Source organism: Leisingera caerulea DSM 24564, assembly GCF_000473325.1.
GTDB classification, from domain to species: domain Bacteria; phylum Pseudomonadota; class Alphaproteobacteria; order Rhodobacterales; family Rhodobacteraceae; genus Leisingera; species Leisingera caerulea.
This window is the reverse complement of the sequence record NZ_KI421513.1, coordinates 1,909,520-1,926,702: the sequence shown is the minus strand read 5'-3', so window position 1 is coordinate 1,926,702 and position 17,183 is coordinate 1,909,520. Positions and strand designations below refer to the sequence as shown.

At 64.7% G+C, this 17,183-nt stretch carries 13 protein-coding genes; 8 read left to right on the top strand and 5 right to left on the bottom strand.

Going from position 1 to position 17,183, the window contains the following annotated elements:
• Positions 1-48: 48 nt before the first annotated feature.
• Both CAER_RS0116585 and CAER_RS0116580 read right to left on the bottom strand, forming a co-directional pair.
• Entirely contained in the window at positions 49-1,593 is a 1,545-nt protein-coding gene (locus CAER_RS0116585; protein ID WP_027236421.1) for an alanine/glycine:cation symporter family protein, read from the bottom strand.
• Between the two features lie 21 nt (positions 1,594-1,614).
• Positions 1,615-2,049, bottom strand: coding sequence for a universal stress protein (locus CAER_RS0116580; protein WP_027236420.1), 435 nt, complete (start codon positions 2,047-2,049; stop codon positions 1,615-1,617).
• A 486-nt stretch (positions 2,050-2,535) separates the two neighbouring features.
• Here CAER_RS0116580 and CAER_RS0116575 point away from each other — a divergent pair, with 486 nt between their 5' ends.
• Entirely contained in the window at positions 2,536-4,122 is a 1,587-nt protein-coding gene (locus CAER_RS0116575; protein ID WP_027236419.1) for a 2-isopropylmalate synthase, read from the top strand.
• 66 nt (positions 4,123-4,188) lie between these two features.
• On the opposite strand, the gene CAER_RS0116570 is transcribed toward CAER_RS0116575, so the two are convergent.
• Together CAER_RS0116570 and CAER_RS0116550 are read right to left on the bottom strand one after the other, a co-directional pair.
• Positions 4,189-5,934, bottom strand: a complete 1,746-nt coding sequence (locus tag CAER_RS0116570) for an adenylate/guanylate cyclase domain-containing protein (protein ID WP_027236418.1) — start codon at positions 5,932-5,934, stop codon at positions 4,189-4,191.
• Positions 5,935-6,422: 488 nt separating this feature from the next.
• Positions 6,423-7,217: a 23S rRNA (adenine(2030)-N(6))-methyltransferase RlmJ gene (locus CAER_RS0116550; protein WP_027236417.1), complete on the bottom strand. Its 795-nt coding sequence runs from the start codon at positions 7,215-7,217 to the stop codon at positions 6,423-6,425.
• A 132-nt stretch (positions 7,218-7,349) separates the two neighbouring features.
• On the opposite strand from CAER_RS0116550, the gene CAER_RS0116545 reads away from it, so the two are divergent.
• The 7 genes from CAER_RS0116545 to CAER_RS0116515 all read left to right on the top strand — a co-directional run bounded on the left by CAER_RS0116545 (position 7,350) and on the right by CAER_RS0116515 (position 15,024).
• A complete protein-coding gene (locus tag CAER_RS0116545) occupies positions 7,350-8,120 on the top strand; it encodes a lysozyme family protein (protein WP_154667784.1) in 771 nt (256 codons plus the stop codon).
• Between the two features lie 276 nt (positions 8,121-8,396).
• Positions 8,397-9,443: a rod shape-determining protein gene (locus CAER_RS0116540; protein ID WP_008554722.1), complete on the top strand. Its 1,047-nt coding sequence runs from the start codon at positions 8,397-8,399 to the stop codon at positions 9,441-9,443.
• Between the two features lie 65 nt (positions 9,444-9,508).
• The gene (gene mreC / locus CAER_RS0116535; RefSeq protein WP_027236415.1) at positions 9,509-10,450 is read left to right on the top strand and encodes a rod shape-determining protein MreC; all 942 of its coding nucleotides are present in this window, start codon (positions 9,509-9,511) and stop codon (positions 10,448-10,450) included.
• On the top strand, positions 10,443-10,982 hold the full coding sequence (locus CAER_RS0116530) for a hypothetical protein (protein ID WP_027236414.1): 540 nt from the start codon (positions 10,443-10,445) through the stop codon (positions 10,980-10,982). Before mreC ends, CAER_RS0116530 begins: the two co-directional genes overlap by 8 nt.
• The gene (gene mrdA, locus CAER_RS0116525) at positions 10,979-12,925 is read left to right on the top strand and encodes a penicillin-binding protein 2 (protein ID WP_027236413.1); all 1,947 of its coding nucleotides are present in this window, start codon (positions 10,979-10,981) and stop codon (positions 12,923-12,925) included. Before CAER_RS0116530 ends, mrdA begins: the two co-directional genes overlap by 4 nt.
• Positions 12,922-14,073, top strand: coding sequence for a rod shape-determining protein RodA (gene rodA / locus CAER_RS0116520; protein WP_027236412.1), 1,152 nt, complete (start codon positions 12,922-12,924; stop codon positions 14,071-14,073). Before mrdA ends, rodA begins: the two co-directional genes overlap by 4 nt.
• An 18-nt stretch (positions 14,074-14,091) precedes the next feature.
• A complete protein-coding gene (locus tag CAER_RS0116515; RefSeq protein WP_027236411.1) occupies positions 14,092-15,024 on the top strand; it encodes a 2-hydroxyacid dehydrogenase in 933 nt (310 codons plus the stop codon).
• A 119-nt stretch (positions 15,025-15,143) separates the two neighbouring features.
• On the opposite strand, the gene CAER_RS0116510 is transcribed toward CAER_RS0116515, so the two are convergent.
• Positions 15,144-17,159 carry a M3 family metallopeptidase gene (locus CAER_RS0116510; protein ID WP_027236410.1) on the bottom strand — a complete coding sequence of 672 codons (2,016 nt, stop codon included), beginning with the start codon at positions 17,157-17,159 and terminating at the stop codon, positions 15,144-15,146.
• Positions 17,160-17,183: the final 24 nt, after the last annotated feature.

The following is a 17,183-nucleotide window of genomic DNA, read 5'->3' as shown; positions in this document are numbered from 1 at the left end:
CCGGAGAGGCTTGGTTTTCAAGTCATCCGTGATGACGGCCGGAGCCGGTCAGACGTACTTTTTGATCTCGCCGGTTTTCAGGCGCGACAAGTAGCTGTTCAGCTCTTTCTTGACGATCGGCATCAGGAAGTAGAGCGCGATGATGTTGACCACCGCCATGGCAAAGATTGCCGCGTCGGAGAAGTCGATCACCGGGCCGAGGTTGGCGGCTGCGCCGATCACCACGAAGATGCAGAAGATCACCTTGAACACCAGTTCCTTGGTTTCACCTTCGCCGAACAGGAAGGTCCAGGCCTTGAGGCCGTAGTAGGACCAGCTGATCATGGTGGAGAAGGCGAACAGGATCACCGCGATGGCCAGCACGTACTGGAACCAGCCGAAGGCGGAGGAGAAGGCGGCCGAAGTCAGCGCCACACCCTTGTTGCCGTCAACGGTCTGGATTGTGGCTGCGCCCTCATCCAGCAGATAGAGGCCGGTGTTCGGGTCCTGGACCAGCTGGCCGGTGATGATGATCACCAGCGCGGTCATGGTGCAGATCACCACGGTGTCGATGAACGGCTCCAGCAGCGACACGAAGCCTTCGGTGATCGGCTCCTTGGTGCGCACGGCGGAGTGGGCGATGGCTGCCGAGCCGACGCCCGCCTCGTTCGAGAAGGCCGCCCGCTTGAAGCCCTGGATCAGGGCGCCGACCATGCCGCCGGCGACGCCGAGGCCCGTGAAGGCACCGTCGAAGATCTGGCCGAAGGCCCAGCCGATCTGGTCCGCGTTCATCGCCAGGATGACCAGCGCGGTTAAAACGTACATGACCCCCATGAAGGGAACCACCTTCTCGGTCACCCGTGCAATGGATTTCAGGCCGCCGACGATCACGGCAAACACAACGCCCGCAAACACCACGCCGGTGATCCAGCCGGGGTATTCGCCGATAACGCCGGAGATCTGCGCATGCGCCTGGTTGGCCTGGAACATGTTGCCGCCGCCCAAGGCGCCCAGGATACAGAAGATCGAGAACATCACCGCCAGGACCTTGCCCATCGGCAGGCCGCGTTCGGCAAAGCCCTTGGTCATGTAATACATCGGGCCGCCCGAGACGTGGCCGTCCGGGAACTCGTTACGGTATTTGACGCCCAGCGTGCACTCGGTGAACTTGGAGGCCATGCCCATCAGGCCGGCCAGGATCATCCAGAAGGTCGCGCCGGGGCCGCCGATGCCCACGGCCACCGCAACGCCGGCGATATTGCCGAGGCCGACGGTGCCCGACAGAGCGGTTGCCAGCGCCTGGAAGTGGCTGACTTCGCCCGCGTCATTGGGATCGGAATAGTCGCCCTTGACCAGCGAAATCGAGTGCGGGAAGGCACGGAACTGGATCAGGCCGAAGTAGATGGTGAACACGGTGGCCGCGACCACCAGCCAAGCCACGATCCAGGGGAAACTGGTGCCGGGGAACGGGCTGAAGATCAGGTTGACGAACCAGCCGGTCGAATTGGCAAACAGCTCGTTGACCCGCTCATCGACGGATTGTGCCATCGCCGGCGCGGTTGCTGCCAGCAGCAGCGGTGCAGACAGGGCTGCCGCCTTGATTGATTTACTCATGACTGTCCTCTGAGTTTATCTTTAGGGAACGATGGTGACCGGAACCGGCGCGGCCTGCGCCAGGCTGCCCGCGACGGAGCCGAACAGCCGCGATGACAGTGCGGAATGGCCGGTGCGCCCGATGATCAGGTGGCCGGCGGCGCTTTCCTTGATCACATCGACCAGGGTTTCCGCGATATGGCCGTACCTCAGCTCGGTGGTGACGTTGACACCGCTGCCTTCCAGGTTTTTCCGCACCGGTGCCAGCAGCGCATCTTCGGCCCGCTTCAGCTCCTCCTCCCGGCGCTTGTGGCGCTCGCTGAGCTCTTCCGGGGTCAAAAAAGAATAGGGTGACCATTCCAGCACATGCGCAATCACCAGTTCAGCCCCTTGCGATTTTGCAAGGCTGACAGCAAAAGCAAGCGCAGATTTGGCCGCCTCGCTGTCGTCGTACCCAAGGACAATTTTATTCGACACTGTTTCCTCCTATCGATGGCGCCTCTTTTTCTGAGACGCCGGATCCTGGCTGCCTGAGCCAGGAATTCCTCCAATGCGAAGCTTTCTGCTGCATCTGCCCAAGGCCAGGTGCAGTGCAGACAAACTGTCGCATTGAAACTGGCTATGGCCCATAATTAGATTATAATCTTTTTTCAACATTGTCTTGAAAATACCGGACACGGTTTTACGCGGGTTTGCGGCTGCAAACGCAAGGGCCATGCCCCAAGGTCAAAATCCCCCTTCCCATTCGGCTGCACCTCTGTATAAATCCGTGCCATGAGCATTTGCGCAGATATCCTCTTTGCCGCCGCCGCATTCCGCGGTGCCGCCCTGCGCGCCCTACTGATCCTAGCCCGCCTCTGAGCGTGCCCTTCCGGCGCGCCCGCTCAGAGGATTGCCGCACGCGCGCCATCGAAGGCTATGAATGCCCTGGAAGGGCCTAGGACAGAGACAAGAGATACCAATATGACCAACGCATCCCCGATTTCCGGCGACAAATCCCGTGTATTGATTTTCGATACCACCCTGCGCGACGGCGAGCAGAGCCCCGGCGCCACCATGACCCATGACGAGAAGCTGGAGATTGCCGAGCTTCTGGACGAGATGGGCGTGGACATCATCGAGGCCGGTTTCCCGATTGCCTCCGAAGGCGACTTTGCTGCTGTGTCCGAGATTGCGGAGCGCTCCAAGGACGCGATGATTTGCGGCCTGGCGCGCGCCAACTTCAAGGATATCGACCGCTGCGCCGAAGCTGTGCGCAAGGCCGCGCAGCCGCGCATCCACACCTTCATCGGCACCTCGCCGCTGCACCGCGCCATCCCCAACCTCTCCATGGACGAGATGGCCGACAAGATCCACGAGACGGTCACTCACGCCCGCAACCTGGTCGACAACGTGCAGTGGTCGCCGATGGATGCGACCCGGACCGAGTGGGATTACCTGTGCCGGGTGATCGAGATCGCGATCAAGGCCGGCGCCACCACCATCAACATCCCCGACACCGTGGGCTACACCGCGCCCGCGGAAAGCGCCGACCTGATCAAGCGCCTGATCGAAACCGTGCCGGGTGCCGATGAGGTGGTCTTTGCCACCCATTGCCACAATGACCTGGGGATGGCGACCGCCAACGCGCTGGCAGCCGTCGCCGGCGGCGCGCGCCAGATCGAATGCACCATCAACGGGCTGGGCGAGCGGGCAGGCAACACTGCGCTGGAAGAAGTTGTGATGGCGCTGAAGACGCGCAATGACATTATGCCCTGGCACACCGGTATCGACACCACCAAGATCATGCATATCTCGCGCCGGGTCTCGACCGTCTCCGGATTTGTGGTGCAGCCGAACAAGGCGATTGTCGGCAAGAACGCCTTTGCGCATGAGTCCGGCATCCACCAGGACGGCATGCTGAAGAACCGCGAGAACTTCGAGATCATGCGGCCCGAGGACATCGGCCTCTCCGGCACCTCGCTGCCCTTGGGCAAGCACTCCGGCCGCGCGGCGCTGCGCGACAAGCTGGAGCATCTTGGCTACGACGTTGGCGACAACCAGCTGAAGGACGTCTTTGTCCGCTTCAAAGAGCTTGCCGACCGCAAGAAAGAGGTCTTTGACGACGACCTCATCGCCTTGATGCGCATCGGCACAGACGCGGAGAACGATCACCTCAAGATCGTGTCGATGAAAGTGGTCTGCGGCACCGGCGGCCCCGCGGAATCCACCGTCGAGATGGAAATCGACGGCAAGGACGTGACCGAAACCGCCGAGGGCGACGGTCCGGTGGATGCGACCTTCAAGGCGATCCGCAAGATCTATCCGAACACCGCCCGCCTGCAGCTCTATCAGGTGCATGCGGTGACCGAGGGCACGGACGCGCAGGCCACCGTCTCTGTCCGGCTGGAGGAAGACGGCAATATCGCCACGGGCGAAAGCGCCAACACTGATACCGTGGTGGCCTCGGCCAAGGCCTATGTGAACGCGCTGAACCGCCTGATCGTGCGCCGCGGCCGGATCGGCGAAGGCGCCGACACCAAGGAGATTTCCTATAAAGACCTGGCCTGAGCCAAGCTCCATTGAAGGTGAAGGGGCGCCCGCTGCGGCGCCCTTTTGCATTACTCCGGCAGCGGCCTAGTCCAGCCCGGCCTTGCGCAGGCCTTCGGTGAAATGCTCAGCATCTTCCTTGCGCCCGTAATGCAGCCCGGCCAGCAACCCCTCTGCCGTGGCTTCCGGCTGCAAAACCCGGATCCGCGCCACGCAGTCCTGCGCTTGCTGCGTGTTGCCCAGCCAGCTGTTGCAGGCTGCAACCAGCCCGGTTTGCACCGCATCCAATGCAGGCAGGCGTTTGAAATCCGTCAGCGCCTCCTCGTACAGGCGGGCGGTGAAATGCGCCTTGCCAAGGTGGCTCCAGAACCGCACCGGGAAATGCGGATTGAGCCGCATCCCCTTCTTGATCCATTCCGCGCCTTCCTCGGGCCTGCCCTGCCAGGTCAAGAGCTCACCCATCTGCACCACAACCAGATCGTAGTTCGGGTTCAGGGACAGGGCGCGTTCCTGGTGGTACTGCGCCTGATCCAGGTTCTCCTGCAGGATGGACACCGCTGCCATCAGCCTGTGCACATCCGCATCATTGTCATCCATCGACGCGGCCTTCTGGATCGACGCCAGCGCCAGCTCAAGCATCGCCTCAGGATTATCGCACCAGCCATAGCCCCAAGCCTGACCGCGGATGCAGCCGCGCCAGGCGTGGGCATGGGCGTATTCCGGGTCCAGCTCCACCGCCCGGTCGATCAGCTCCATTGCTTTGGCATTGTCTTCAGCCGTGCTGCGGTGATGCAGCACCTTGGCGGCCAGCACGCATTCATAGGCCGCCAGGCTCGCGGGTTTCTTGCGCGAGACCTCATCCTGCTGGGCCGCTTCGATCCGCCCCGGCAGAGTGGCGACGATGGCCGATGTCACCTCATCCTGGATCTCGAAGATATCGTCCAGGGTGCGGTCGTATTTCTCCGCCCAGATATGGGAATCGTTGCAGCTGTCGATCAGCTGCACGGTGACCCGCAGCCGGTTGCCCGCCTTGCGCACGCTGCCCTCGACGATGTAGCGGGCGCCCAGTTTTTCCGCCACTTCGCGGATGTTGACCGCCTGCCCCTTGTAGACAAAGGTCGAATTGCGGGAGATCACGAACAGTTCGTGGCGGCGGCTGAGTTCGGTCAGGATGTCCTCCGTCAGCCCGTCGGCAAAGAACTCCTGCTCCGGGTCGCCGCTCATATTGGCAAAGGGCAGCACCGCGAGGGAGGGTTTGACCACGGCAACCGGTTCGGCCGCGCTGCTGCCTTGATCAGGCGCGGCTGCGTCAGCCTCCGCCTCCAGAAGAAGCCGGTAGACCTGCACAGGCTCCGCGATGTTCTTGAGCTGCTGCGGCCCCAGGTCCTCGAACTGCAGCTCGCCGATGCGGCGGACCTGATCGTAAACCGCGGCTGAGATGCAGACGTCCCCGGTGCCGGCAAACTGTTCCAGCCGGGCGGCCACATTGACGCCGCTGCCGTAGATGTCGCCATCTTCAAAGATGATATCTCCAAGATTGATCCCGACCCGGAACTGGATGCGCTGATCCGGCGCCACATCGGCGTTGCGGCGGCGCATCCGCTGTTGCACCTCGGCGGCGCAGGCCACCGCGTCGCAGACGCTGGGAAACTCCACCAGCATCCCGTCGCCGGTGGTCTTGATGATGGAACCGCGGTTCTTGGCAATCGAAGGGTCGATCAACTCGATCCGGTGGGTGCGAAGACGGGCCAGCGTGCCCTGCTCATCCACATCCATCAGGCGGCTGTAGCCAACCATGTCCGCCGCCAGCACGGCAGCCAGCCTGCGTTCCATATGGCGCCCTCCCTGCTGAAAAGCGTAGCGGGAAAGCGCTGGATTTCAAAACTGTTTCCGGAGCGTCAGCCGCGCAGGATGCGTGCCGCCAGCGCCGGGGAGGGTCTGCAGATCAGCCGCAACAGCTTCATCTGACCCACCCGGATTTCACTTTTACCCGCTGCAACCCCATCCAGCATGGCCGTTTCTGCCGCCCTGGGGTTGCTCTTGTCGCGGCAGGATCAGGGGGCTGTCAGGTTCAGCGCCAGCTCCTGCCCGCTTTCCTGCGAAGACGTCGCACCTTTGGCGAAACCGGCAGTGATTTGAACGCCTGCGTTGCTGATCACACCACTTCAAGCCGCCGGTCCTGCAGCACGGCGATCAGCACCGTCCGGACGCTCCTGCCGCTCCAGGCGCGCGACGCGGTGGCCATTGCCAAGGGCATGATCAACGCCGCAGCGCTGAGCGGCGAGCCAGGCGGCGCTGCGCGTCGAACGTGCGATCCTGGGCTACTTGCGGGAAACCGCCTTGAACAGCGCCGATATCCGCGCCGCTTCCTCTGCCGCGCCATAGGGCGCGTTGACCACGAACATGCCGGACCCCACCATTCGGTGGCCCTCGCGCACCGGCGGAAAGGCCACCTCGTGGCGCAGGGCGTCAGGCAGCCCCTGCGCCTCCAGCGCCTTCAGCATCTGCTTGTGGCTGCCGTCCTTCAGGATCGGGTACCACAGGGCGACGATGCCCACGTTCCACTTCTTGTGCAGCTGGCCGATGATGCCGGGGATGCGGGCGTAGTCGGATTTGATCTCGTAGCTGGGGTCGATCAGCAGCAGCCCGCGGCGCGGGGTTGGCGGCGCCAGCGACATGGCGAGCTCGAACCCGTCCTGCTGGTGCACCTTGGCCTTCCAGGGCTTCAGCGCGGCGCGCAGGGCGGCGTTTTCCTGCGGGTGCAGCTCGGCAAAATGCAGCGAGTCGTCCGGCCGCAGCAGAGAGGCCGCAATCAGCGGCGAGCCGGGATAGGCGGCCGCGCCATGGGCCTTGCGGGTTTCCGACAGCGCGCGGTGCAGCGGGTGGTCCGCCGCCAGGCCCTGATCTGTCAGAACCCGGGTGATGCCCTGCTCCGCCTCGCCGGTCTTCACGGCCTCGGGCGCGTCCAGCTGATACAGGCCGCGGCCCGCGTGGGTCTCGATATAGCTGATCGGTTTGTCCTTGCGGGTGAGGTAGGCCAGCATCCAGGCCAGCAGCGCGTGCTTCTGGACGTCGGCCAGGTTCCCGGCGTGATAGATGTGCTGATAGGAAAGCATGCGCCCCCTCTAGCCGCTATTTCCAAGGGGCGGAAGGGGCGGCGTGCGGCGGATAAACGGAATCTCAACCCCGACGCGGCAGACTGCCCCCGTTCCAGACGCCGCAGAATGCAGGTTCCGATGCCCCTTAGAATGAGCGCCTTTGCCCTTTTCGTGACCTTTCTGGCGCTGCTTCTGTGCGCCGCGGCCGCCGTCAGCGCGCAAGGGTATTCGCTGGTGGGCAACCAGTTCTTCCTGCAAAAGGCCTCTGCCCCGATGCCCGGTTCTGCGCCCGCTGCAGCGCCAGCGCCGCAGGCGGTTGCCAGCTTTCTGCCCGACACCCTGCCCGGCCCCGGCCGCGGGGCCGTGTCGCTCAATCCCGGCGCCGCCAGCCTGTTCCGCGGCCGCAGCGGCGGCGGCCTGTTTGCCCCGGTCCTGAAAGCACCGCCCAGCGTCAAGCGGCTGCTGGACCTGATCGCCAGCGCCGAGGCCGGCAAAGCGCAGTATGACGCGGTGCAATATGGCGCCACGCGCAAACCGCCGAAGAAGCCGACAAGCATGACAATCGCCGAGATCAACGCTTGGATCGACGCCACCCCGGGCCAGCCCCACGCCATCGGGCGGTATCAGATGATCCCCGCAACGCTGCGGCGCTTGGTCCGGCACCAGGGCGTGAAGCCGCAGGCCCGCTTCTCGCCCGAGCTGCAGGACCAGCTGGCGCATCAGCTGATCGAGGAAGCGGGCTACAGCGCCTTCCTGCAGTCGGAAATGCCGCGCAAGACCTTTATGCTGAATCTCGCCAAGATCTGGGCCGGGCTGCCGGTGTCCAGCGGCAAATCCTATTACGAGGGCTACGCAGGCAACAGCGCCAGCCTGACCTGGGCTCATTTCAACTCGGAGATGCAGCGGATTTTCCCAAGCTGACCGGCAAGATGCCGGGACGGCGGCAGCCACGGCACCGGCGGCATAACGGCGGCATTCGGGCACCGGCGGGAAACCCGGCGCGCCCGGCCTGGCCGCCTGACTGCCGCAACCTGCACCTTCCGGCCCGGCGCACAGCCCCGCCGACTTGGCGGAAACGCGCTGTTTCACCATAATACGCTCTTTCGCGGCCCTCCCGTGCCGCTTATAAGGTGGGTGCAGGCGGCTCCCCGGGAGTCGCCTAAGGTATAATGGCAGCACTCACAGGATCCCTTCTATATGGCGCTTTTCGGAAACTTGGGCGGTCTGTTCTCCTCGGACATGGCCATTGACCTCGGCACTGCCAACACGCTGGTCTACGTCAAAGGCCGCGGCGTGATCCTGTCCGAGCCTTCGGTGGTGGCCTACCACGTGAAGGACGGCGTCAAGAAAGTGCTGGCCGTGGGCGAGGACGCCAAGCTGATGCTGGGCCGCACACCCGGCTCGATCGAGGCGATCCGGCCGATGCGCGAAGGCGTGATTGCCGATTTTGACACCGCCGAAGAGATGATCAAGCACTTCATCCGCAAGGTGCATAAGCGTTCGACCTTCTCCAAGCCCAAGATCATCGTCTGCGTGCCGCATGGCGCGACCCCGGTTGAAAAACGCGCGATCCGCCAGTCGGTGCTGTCCGCCGGCGCCCGCCGCGCCGGCCTGATTGCCGAGCCGATCGCCGCTGCCATCGGTGCCGGCATGCCGATCACCGACCCGACCGGCAACATGGTTGTCGACATCGGCGGCGGCACCACCGAGGTGGCCGTCCTGTCGCTGGGCGACATCGTTTACGCCCGCTCCGTCCGCGTCGGAGGCGACCGTATGGATGAGGCGATCATCAGCTATTTGCGCCGCCAGCAGAACCTCCTGGTGGGGGAATCCACTGCCGAGCGCATCAAGACCTCCATCGGCACCGCCCGGATGCCCGACGACGGCCGCGGCCAGTCGATGCAGATCCGCGGCCGCGACCTGCTGAACGGGGTGCCGAAGGAAATCGAGATTTCTCAGGCCCAGGTGGCCGAGGCGCTGGCCGAGCCGGTGCAGCAGATCTGCGAGGCGGTGATGACCGCGCTGGAGACCACGCCGCCGGATCTGGCCGCCGACATCGTTGACCGCGGCGTGATGCTGACCGGCGGCGGTGCTCTGCTGGGCGATCTGGACCTCGCCCTGCGCGAACAGACCGGCCTGGCGGTTTCCATCGCGGACGAAAGCCTCAACTGCGTGGCCCTGGGCACCGGCAAGGCGCTGGAGTACGAAAAGCAGCTGGCCCACGCCATCGACTACGACAGCTAATAGACCCTGACCGCCGGAACGGCGCCAGCTGACAGGAGGCTGGAGGGGCGGCTGGAAGGAGAGACGTGGCGAAGGACAAGTCACAGCGCGACGATTACGCAACCCCGCTGCGGCGTCTGCTGACAGCGGTTTTGTGCCTGTGCCTGGCCGCGATTTTCATCGTCTGGCGGATCGACAGCCCGCGGGTGGAACGGTTCCGCGCCCAGGTTGCGGACAAGGTGGTGCCCAGCATGGACTGGGCGATGGTGCCGGTCACTGCAACCATCAACCTGATCCGCGATTTCCAAAGCTATCAGCGGCTGGCCGAGCAGAACCGCGAACTGCGCAGCGAGCTGCGGCAGATGCGGGCCTGGAAAGAGGCCGCTCTGCAGCTGGAACAGGAAAACGCCCGGCTTCTGGACCTCAACAACGTGCGGCTGGATCCGCAGCTCACCTATATCACCGGAGTGGTGATGGCCGACAGCGGCTCCCCCTTCCGGCAGTCGGTGCTGCTGAATGTGGGCAGCCGCGACGGGGTGCATGACGGCTGGGCGGCGATGGACGGGATCGGGCTGGTGGGCCGGATCTCCGGCACCGGGCGCGACACCGCGCGGGTGGTCCTGCTGACCGATGCCGCCAGCGCGGTGCCTGCCACCATCCAGCCCTCCGGCCAGACCGCGCTGGTCACCGGCGACAACAGTGCCGCGCCGGTGCTGAGCTTTCTGGAAAACCCCGATCTGGTGCGCCCCGGCGACCGGGTGATCTCCTCCGGCGATGGCGCGGTGTTTCCGGCGGGCCTGCTGATCGGGCAAGTCGCCAAGGACCGTTCGGGCCGGATGCGGGTGCGCCTGTCAGCAGACTACAGCCGGCTGGAATTCCTCAGGATACTCCGCCATCACGGTACTGAAGTGATCCAGGACCCCGGCGGGCTGGTCGGGGCACCGCCCGGCGATCCGGTGCCGCAGCCGAGGCCCGAGGGGCTGGGGGCCGAGAGCGCGGACGGCACGGCTGAGGCGGGCAATGGCTAACACCTCCCCCGCCCGGATCTGGACCATGCGCCTGGCCTTCCCGGCGCTGGCGCTTCTGGTCATGTTCTTTCACCTGCTGCCGCTGGAAACCGAGCCGCGTTTCTGGGCGCCGCCGGACCTGCTGATGCTGCTGGCCATGGCCTGGTCGCTGCGGCGTCCCGACTTTGTTCCGGCGGTGTCCATCGGCCTGGTGATGCTGCTGGCCGATCTGCTGTTTCAGCGCCCGCCGGGCCTGCTGGCGCTGCTCACGGTGCTGGGCTGCGGTTTTCTGAAGGCCCGTGCCGCCCCGCACCGCGAAAGCACCTTTGCCAGCGAGTGGCTGGCCGTGGCCCTGACGGTGACGGGGATCTCCACCTTGAACCGGCTGGTTCTGGTCCTGTTCGGTGTGCAGCAGGCCCCGCTTGGCCTGACGGTTATCCAGGCGGTGATGACCATCGCCGCCTACCCGCTGGCGGTTTGGGCCAGCCAGTCTATTCTGGGCGTGCGCAAATTGTCCCCTGCTGAGGCCGAAACCCTGGTGAGCCGCCGATGAAACGCAATTCCAAGGACGTGGATGCCTCTCACGGCAAGATGACCCGGCGGGCGCTGTTCCTGGGCGGGCTGCAGCTGGCCTTTGCCGGCGGGCTGGCCGCCCGCATGCGCTTTCTGCAGGTGGATCAGGCCGATGAATTCCGCCTGCTGGCCGAGGAAAACCGCATCAACATCCGCCTGCTGCCGCCCGCCCGCGGCCAGATTTTTGACCGCAACGGGCTGATCATCGCGCAGAACTCGCCCTCTTACCGGATCACCGTGGTGCCGGAGGATGCGGGCGACGTGGAGGACGTGATCGCCAAGCTGGCAAACCTGGTGCCGCTGGATCCGGAGGACCTGGAGCGCGCCCGCACCGAGATGCGCCGCTCACCGCCGTTCCTGCCGATCACCCTGGCCGACCGGATCGGCTGGGAGGATATTTCCAAGGTCGCGGTGAACGCCCCGGCCCTGCCCGGCGTCACCCCGGAGGTGGGCCTGACGCGGGTCTATCCGCAGCTGGGCGATTTCGCCCATGTGGTGGGCTATGTCGGCCCCGTGTCCGACTATGACCTGAGCAAGATGAAAGATCCCGAGCCGGTGCTGATGATCCCGCGCTTCCAGATCGGCAAGGTCGGCTTCGAGGCCAAGCGTGAGGATGTGCTGCGCGGCAAGGCCGGCGCCAAGCGGGTGGAAGTGAACGCCACCGGCCGGGTCATGCGCGAGCTGGACCGGCGCGAGGGGATTTCCGGCGCCGACATGCAGCTGACCATCGACGCCGGGCTGCAGAACTACGTGCAGGCGCGGCTGGGCCAGGAAAGCGCCGCCGCCGTGGTGATCGACTGCGAAGACGGCGACATCCGCGCGATCTGCTCCTCGCCCAGCTTTGACCCCAATCTGTTCGTGCGCGGCATTTCCGTGGCCGACTACCGGATGCTGACCGAGGATAAGTACCGCCCGCTGTCCAACAAGACCGTGCAGGGCACCTACCCGCCGGGATCGACCTTCAAGATGATCACCGCGCTGGCGGCGCTGGAGGAAGGCGTCATCGGTCCGGACGAAACCGTCTGGTGCCCCGGATACCTCAAGGTTGCTGGCCGCCGGTTCCATTGCTGGAAGCGCGCAGGCCATGGGCATGTGGATCTGAACACCTCGCTGAAACGGTCTTGCGATGTCTACTACTATGACGTGGCCATCAAGACCGGTATCGACAATATCTCGGCGATGGCAAACCGGTTCGGGCTGGGCATCAAGCACGACCTGCCGATGTCGGCAGTGGCGCAGGGGATCACCCCGACCAAGGACTGGAAGGCCAGCTCCTATGGCAAGGACTGGCTGATCGGCGACACTGCAAATGCCTCGATCGGCCAGGGCTACATGCTGGCGTCGCCGCTGCAGCTGGCGGTGATGTCGGCGCGTATCGCCACCGGGCGCAGCGTGACCCCGCGGCTGCTGAAATCGCTCGACGGGGTGGAGCAGCCCAGCGGCGCGGGCGAGCCTTTGGGCGTCAGCGAGACCAGCCTGCGGATGGTCCGCAAAGGCATGTATTCCGTCAGCAACGACCGCCGCGGCACCGCCTACCGTTCGCGCATCATCGGCGACGGGATGCGGATGGCGGGCAAGACCGGCACCAGCCAGGTGCGCAACATCACCGCCGCCGAACGCGCCGCAGGGGTGATCCGTAACGAGGACCTGCCCTGGGAGCGCCGCGACCACGCGCTGTTCGTCAGCTTCGCGCCCTATGACAACCCGAAATACGCGGTGGCCGTGGTGGTGGAACACGGCGGCGGCGGCTCCAAGGCGGCGGCGCCGATCGCCCGTGACGTGATGCTGCAGGCGCTTTATGACGGCACGCCGCCGCTGGAAGCATACCCCAAAGCCGACCGCAGCCGCATCAAGGCCCAGCAGGAACGGCTGGAGCGCGAGCGCGTCAAGCGCCCCCTGGGGAGCAGGAGCAGCCGGGCATGAGCTATCTTGAGTACCACGCGAAATCGACACCTTCGGGGTTCCGCAAGATCCTGCACCTGAACTGGGGGCTGACGCTGCTGCTGATCACTGTGGCCAGTGTCGGTTTCCTGATGCTCTATTCAGTGGCGGGCGGCTCCTTCAGCCCCTGGGTGGAGCCGCAGGTCAAGCGGTTTGCCCTAGGCCTTGCTGCCATGTTTGTGGTGGCGATGATCCCGATCTGGTTCTGGCGAAACGTGTCGGTGCTGGCCTATCTCGCCTCGCTGGCGCTGCTGGTCGCGGTGGAGCTGTTCGGTACCGTCGGCATGGGCGCGCAGCGCTGGATCGACATCGGCTTTATGCGCCTCCAGCCCTCGGAGGTCACCAAGATCGCCCTGGTGATGCTGCTGGCGGCTTATTACGACTGGCTGCCGCCCGAGAAGACCTCCCGCCCCTTGTGGGTGCTGCTGCCGGTTGCGCTGATCCTGCTGCCCACAGCGCTGGTGCTGAAGCAGCCGGACCTTGGCACCTCGATCCTGCTGATGGCGGCAGGCGGCGGGGTGATGTTCCTTGCGGGCGTGCACTGGGCCTATTTCGCCGCGGTGATTGCGGCCGGGGTCGGCCTCGTCAGCGCAGTCTTCCAAAGCCGCGGCACCGACTGGCAGCTGCTGAAAGACTACCAGTTCCGCCGCATCGACACCTTCCTGGACCCCTCGCAGGACCCCTTGGGCGCGGGGTATCACATCACCCAATCCAAGATCGCGCTCGGCTCCGGCGGCTGGTCGGGGCGCGGTTTCATGCAAGGAACGCAATCACGGCTGAACTTCCTGCCCGAGAAGCACACAGACTTCATCTTCACCACCCTGGCAGAGGAATTCGGCTTCATCGGCGGCGTCACCCTCCTGTTCATCTACATGCTGATCATCCTGTTCTGCATCGCCTCGGCGATTGCCACCAAGGACCGGTTCTCCTCGCTGGTGATCATGGGCATTGCCATCACCTTCTTCCTGTTTTTTGCGGTGAACATGTCGATGGTGATGGGGCTTGCGCCCGTGGTTGGCGTGCCGCTGCCGATGGTGTCTTATGGCGGCTCGGCGATGCTGGTGCTCTTGGGCGCCTTCGGCATCGTGCAAAGCGCCCATATCCACCGTCCAAGACAAGCCTCACGCTAAAAATTTCAGGGAGATCTCATGACCGCCAATGTCCTGTTTGCAGGCCGCGCCGATAGCTGGCCAACGTATGAGCCGCTGTTAACGGCGGAATTCGACCGGCTGGGCGTGAAGGCCGATGTGCGCGATGACTTCGCGCCGGAAAAGGTGGATTACATCGTTTACGCCCCCAACGGGCCGGTCAGTGATTTCACCCCTTTCACCCGGCTGAAAGCAGTGCTGAGCATGTGGGCCGGTGTCGAAAAAATCGTGCCCGTTGTTCCTGCTGCCGTGCCGCTCACCCGGATGGTGGACAGCGGGCTGGAACAGGGCATGACCGAATGGGTGGTGGGGCACACGCTGCGCTATCACCTCGGCATGGACATGCATATCCGCGGGCTGAACGGGCGCTGGCACCGGCATATTCCACCGCTGGCCAAGGACCGGCATGTCACCGTGCTGGGCCTCGGCGCACTGGGCGCCGCGTCTGCCAAGGCGCTGGCTGCGCTGGGGTTTGATGTCTCCGGCTGGAGCCGCACGCAAAAGGAGATCGAAGGCATCACCTGCCACGCAGGACAGGACGGGCTGAAAACAGCGCTGGAGCGGGCGGAGATCGTGATACTGCTGCTGCCCGACACCCCCGCCACCGAAAACACCCTGAATTCAGAAACCCTGGCGCTGCTGCCCATGGGCGCAAAGATCATCAACCCGGGCCGCGGCCCGCTGATCGATGACGCGGCGCTGCTGGCTGTGCTCGACAGCGGTCAGGTGGGCCACGCGACGCTGGATGTCTTCCGCATCGAGCCGCTTCCGCCGGAACATCCCTATTGGGCGCATCCCAACGTGACGGTCACCCCGCATATCGCCTCGGAAACCCGCGAGAGCACTGCGGCCGAAGTCATCGCCGAAAACATCCGCCGCGCTGAGGCCGGCGAGCCGCTCTTGCACCTTGTCGACCGCAGCCTCGGCTACTGAACCAAAAAAGAGCGGACTGGCTGCCCGCTCTTTCATCTTTCCCAAAACACTCAAGTCCCGCTGCCCGGCAGGCGGCTTTGCCGCCGGAAGGGGCAGCAGCGCCCGTCAGGGCGCGTTCCTCATTCCGCAGCCAGCCCGCGCCCTTTCAGCAGCGCGTCGACACCGGGCAGCCGCCCGCGGAAGGCAACATACAGATCCGCCGGATCCGCGGAGCTGCCGGTGGACAGGATATGCTCCTCCAGCGCCTTGGCGCGTTCGGCATCAAACGCCCCGCCTGCCTCCTCAAAGGCGGCAAAGGCATCGGCGTCCATCACCTCCGACCACATGTAGCTGTAATAGCCCGCGGAATAGCCGTCGCCCGAGAACACATGCGCAAAATGCGGCGTCGCGTGGCGCATGACGATCGCATGCGGCATTCCGATCTCTGCGAGCACCTCGTTTTGCTTGGCCATCGGATCGGACGGCGCAGGGCCATTATGGAAGGCCAGGTCCACCAGCGCAGAGGCCACGTATTCCACCGTCTGGAACCCCATGTCGAAGTTGGCGGCCCCCAGAACTTTCTGCAGCATCTCCTGCGGCATCGGCGCGCCGGTCTCGGCGTGGGTGGCGAACTCCTGCAGCACCTCCGGCACCTCCAGCCAGTGCTCGTAAAGCTGGCTCGGAAGCTCCACAAAATCGCGCGCCACGGAGGTGCCCGAAATGCTCTCATAGGTCACATCCGACAGCATCTGGTGCAGCGCGTGGCCGAACTCGTGGAACAGGGTGCGGGCGTCGTCCCAGGACAAGAGCGCCGGGTCACCCTTGGCGAAGTTGCAGACGTTGATCACCACCGGCGCCTGCACCTCGGGGAACTTGGCCTGCTGCCGCATGGCTGAGCACCAGGCGCCGGAACGCTTGGAGCTGCGGGCGAAGTAATCACCGATGAAGACCGCCACATGTTTGCCGCCGCGGGTCACCTCCCAGGCGCGGCAGTCGGCGTGGTAAAGCGGCACGTCCAGTGCTTTGAAATCCAGCCCGAACAGGCGGTTTGCGCAGGCAAAGGATGCCTCGATCATCCGGTCGAGCTGCAGATAGGGTTTCAGCTCCGCATCATCCAGATCGTGCTCAGCCTTGCGGCGCTTCTCAGCGTAGTAGCGCCAGTCCCAGGGCTCCAGGTCGCCATTGATACCATCGGCCTGCATCATCCCGGTCAGCACGTCCGCATCCGTTTCCGCCTGCGCCTTGGCCGCCTCCCAGACCTCCATCAGCAGCCCGCGTACCGCTTCCGGCGTCTTAGCCATTTCGGTTTCCAGTTTGTAGGCGGCGAAGTTTTCGTAACCCAGGAGCTTTGCCCGCTCCTCGCGCAGTTGCAGGATCTCGGCCGCGATGGCCCGGTTGTCGGTCCCGCCGCCATTTGCGCCGCGGGCGGCCCAGGCGTTGAAGGCTTTCTCACGCAGGTCGCGGCGCGGAGAGAACTGCAGAAAGGGCGTGATCAGCGACCGCGACAGGGTGACAACCGGGCCGCCCGCGCCCTTTTCCTCCCCCGCTGCGCGCGCGGCCTTTACGACAAACTCCGGCAAGCCTTCCAGATCGTCCTCGGACAGCTCCATGAACCAGTCGCGTTCATCCGCCAGCAGGTTCTGGGTGAACTGGGTGCCCAGGGTCGCCAGCCGCCCCTTGATTTCCTGCATCCGGGTGTCGGCCGCGCCCTCCAGCGCCGCGCCGCCGCGGACAAAACCGCGATGGGTCAGCATCAGGACCCGCTGCTGCTCCGCTGTCAGATCCAGCTCCTCCCGCTGGTCCCACACCGCCTTGACCCGCGCATACAGCGCCTTGTTGGCGGTGATTGCCGAGAAATGCGCGGCAAGTTTCGGGGAGAACTCCCGCTGCAGCTCCTGCCGCTTGGGGTTGCTGTCGGCGCCGGCCACGGTGAAGAACACGCCCAGCACCTGTTCCAGCTCGCGGCACGGGGTTTCCAGCGCCTCGATCACATTGGCAAAGCCGGGCGGCTCAGCGCTGGTTGCGATGGCGTCGATCTGCGCCTTATGCGCCGCCAGCGCCTGGTCCAGCGCGGGGGCGAAATCATCATCGGAAATGCTGTCGAAGGGGGCGATTTCAAACGGCGTATCCCAGCGGGACAAAAGCGGGTTGGACATATACAGGTCTCCTTTGCAGGCGAC

Coding starts and splice junctions, on each gene's coding strand:
- CAER_RS0116570 (WP_027236418.1), bottom strand. CDS start 5,934: ATGGAACGCAGGCTGGCTGCCGTGCTGGCGGCGGACATGGTTGGCTAC.
- mrdA (WP_027236413.1), top strand. CDS start 10,979: ATGAAACGCAATTCCAAGGACGTGGATGCCTCTCACGGCAAGATGACC.
- CAER_RS0116550 (WP_027236417.1), bottom strand. CDS start 7,217: ATGCTTTCCTATCAGCACATCTATCACGCCGGGAACCTGGCCGACGTC.
- CAER_RS0116575 (WP_027236419.1), top strand. CDS start 2,536: ATGACCAACGCATCCCCGATTTCCGGCGACAAATCCCGTGTATTGATT.
- rodA (WP_027236412.1), top strand. CDS start 12,922: ATGAGCTATCTTGAGTACCACGCGAAATCGACACCTTCGGGGTTCCGC.
- CAER_RS0116540 (WP_008554722.1), top strand. CDS start 8,397: ATGGCGCTTTTCGGAAACTTGGGCGGTCTGTTCTCCTCGGACATGGCC.
- CAER_RS0116515 (WP_027236411.1), top strand. CDS start 14,092: ATGACCGCCAATGTCCTGTTTGCAGGCCGCGCCGATAGCTGGCCAACG.
- CAER_RS0116510 (WP_027236410.1), bottom strand. CDS start 17,159: ATGTCCAACCCGCTTTTGTCCCGCTGGGATACGCCGTTTGAAATCGCC.
- CAER_RS0116530 (WP_027236414.1), top strand. CDS start 10,443: ATGGCTAACACCTCCCCCGCCCGGATCTGGACCATGCGCCTGGCCTTC.
- CAER_RS0116585 (WP_027236421.1), bottom strand. CDS start 1,593: ATGAGTAAATCAATCAAGGCGGCAGCCCTGTCTGCACCGCTGCTGCTG.
- CAER_RS0116545 (WP_154667784.1), top strand. CDS start 7,350: ATGAGCGCCTTTGCCCTTTTCGTGACCTTTCTGGCGCTGCTTCTGTGC.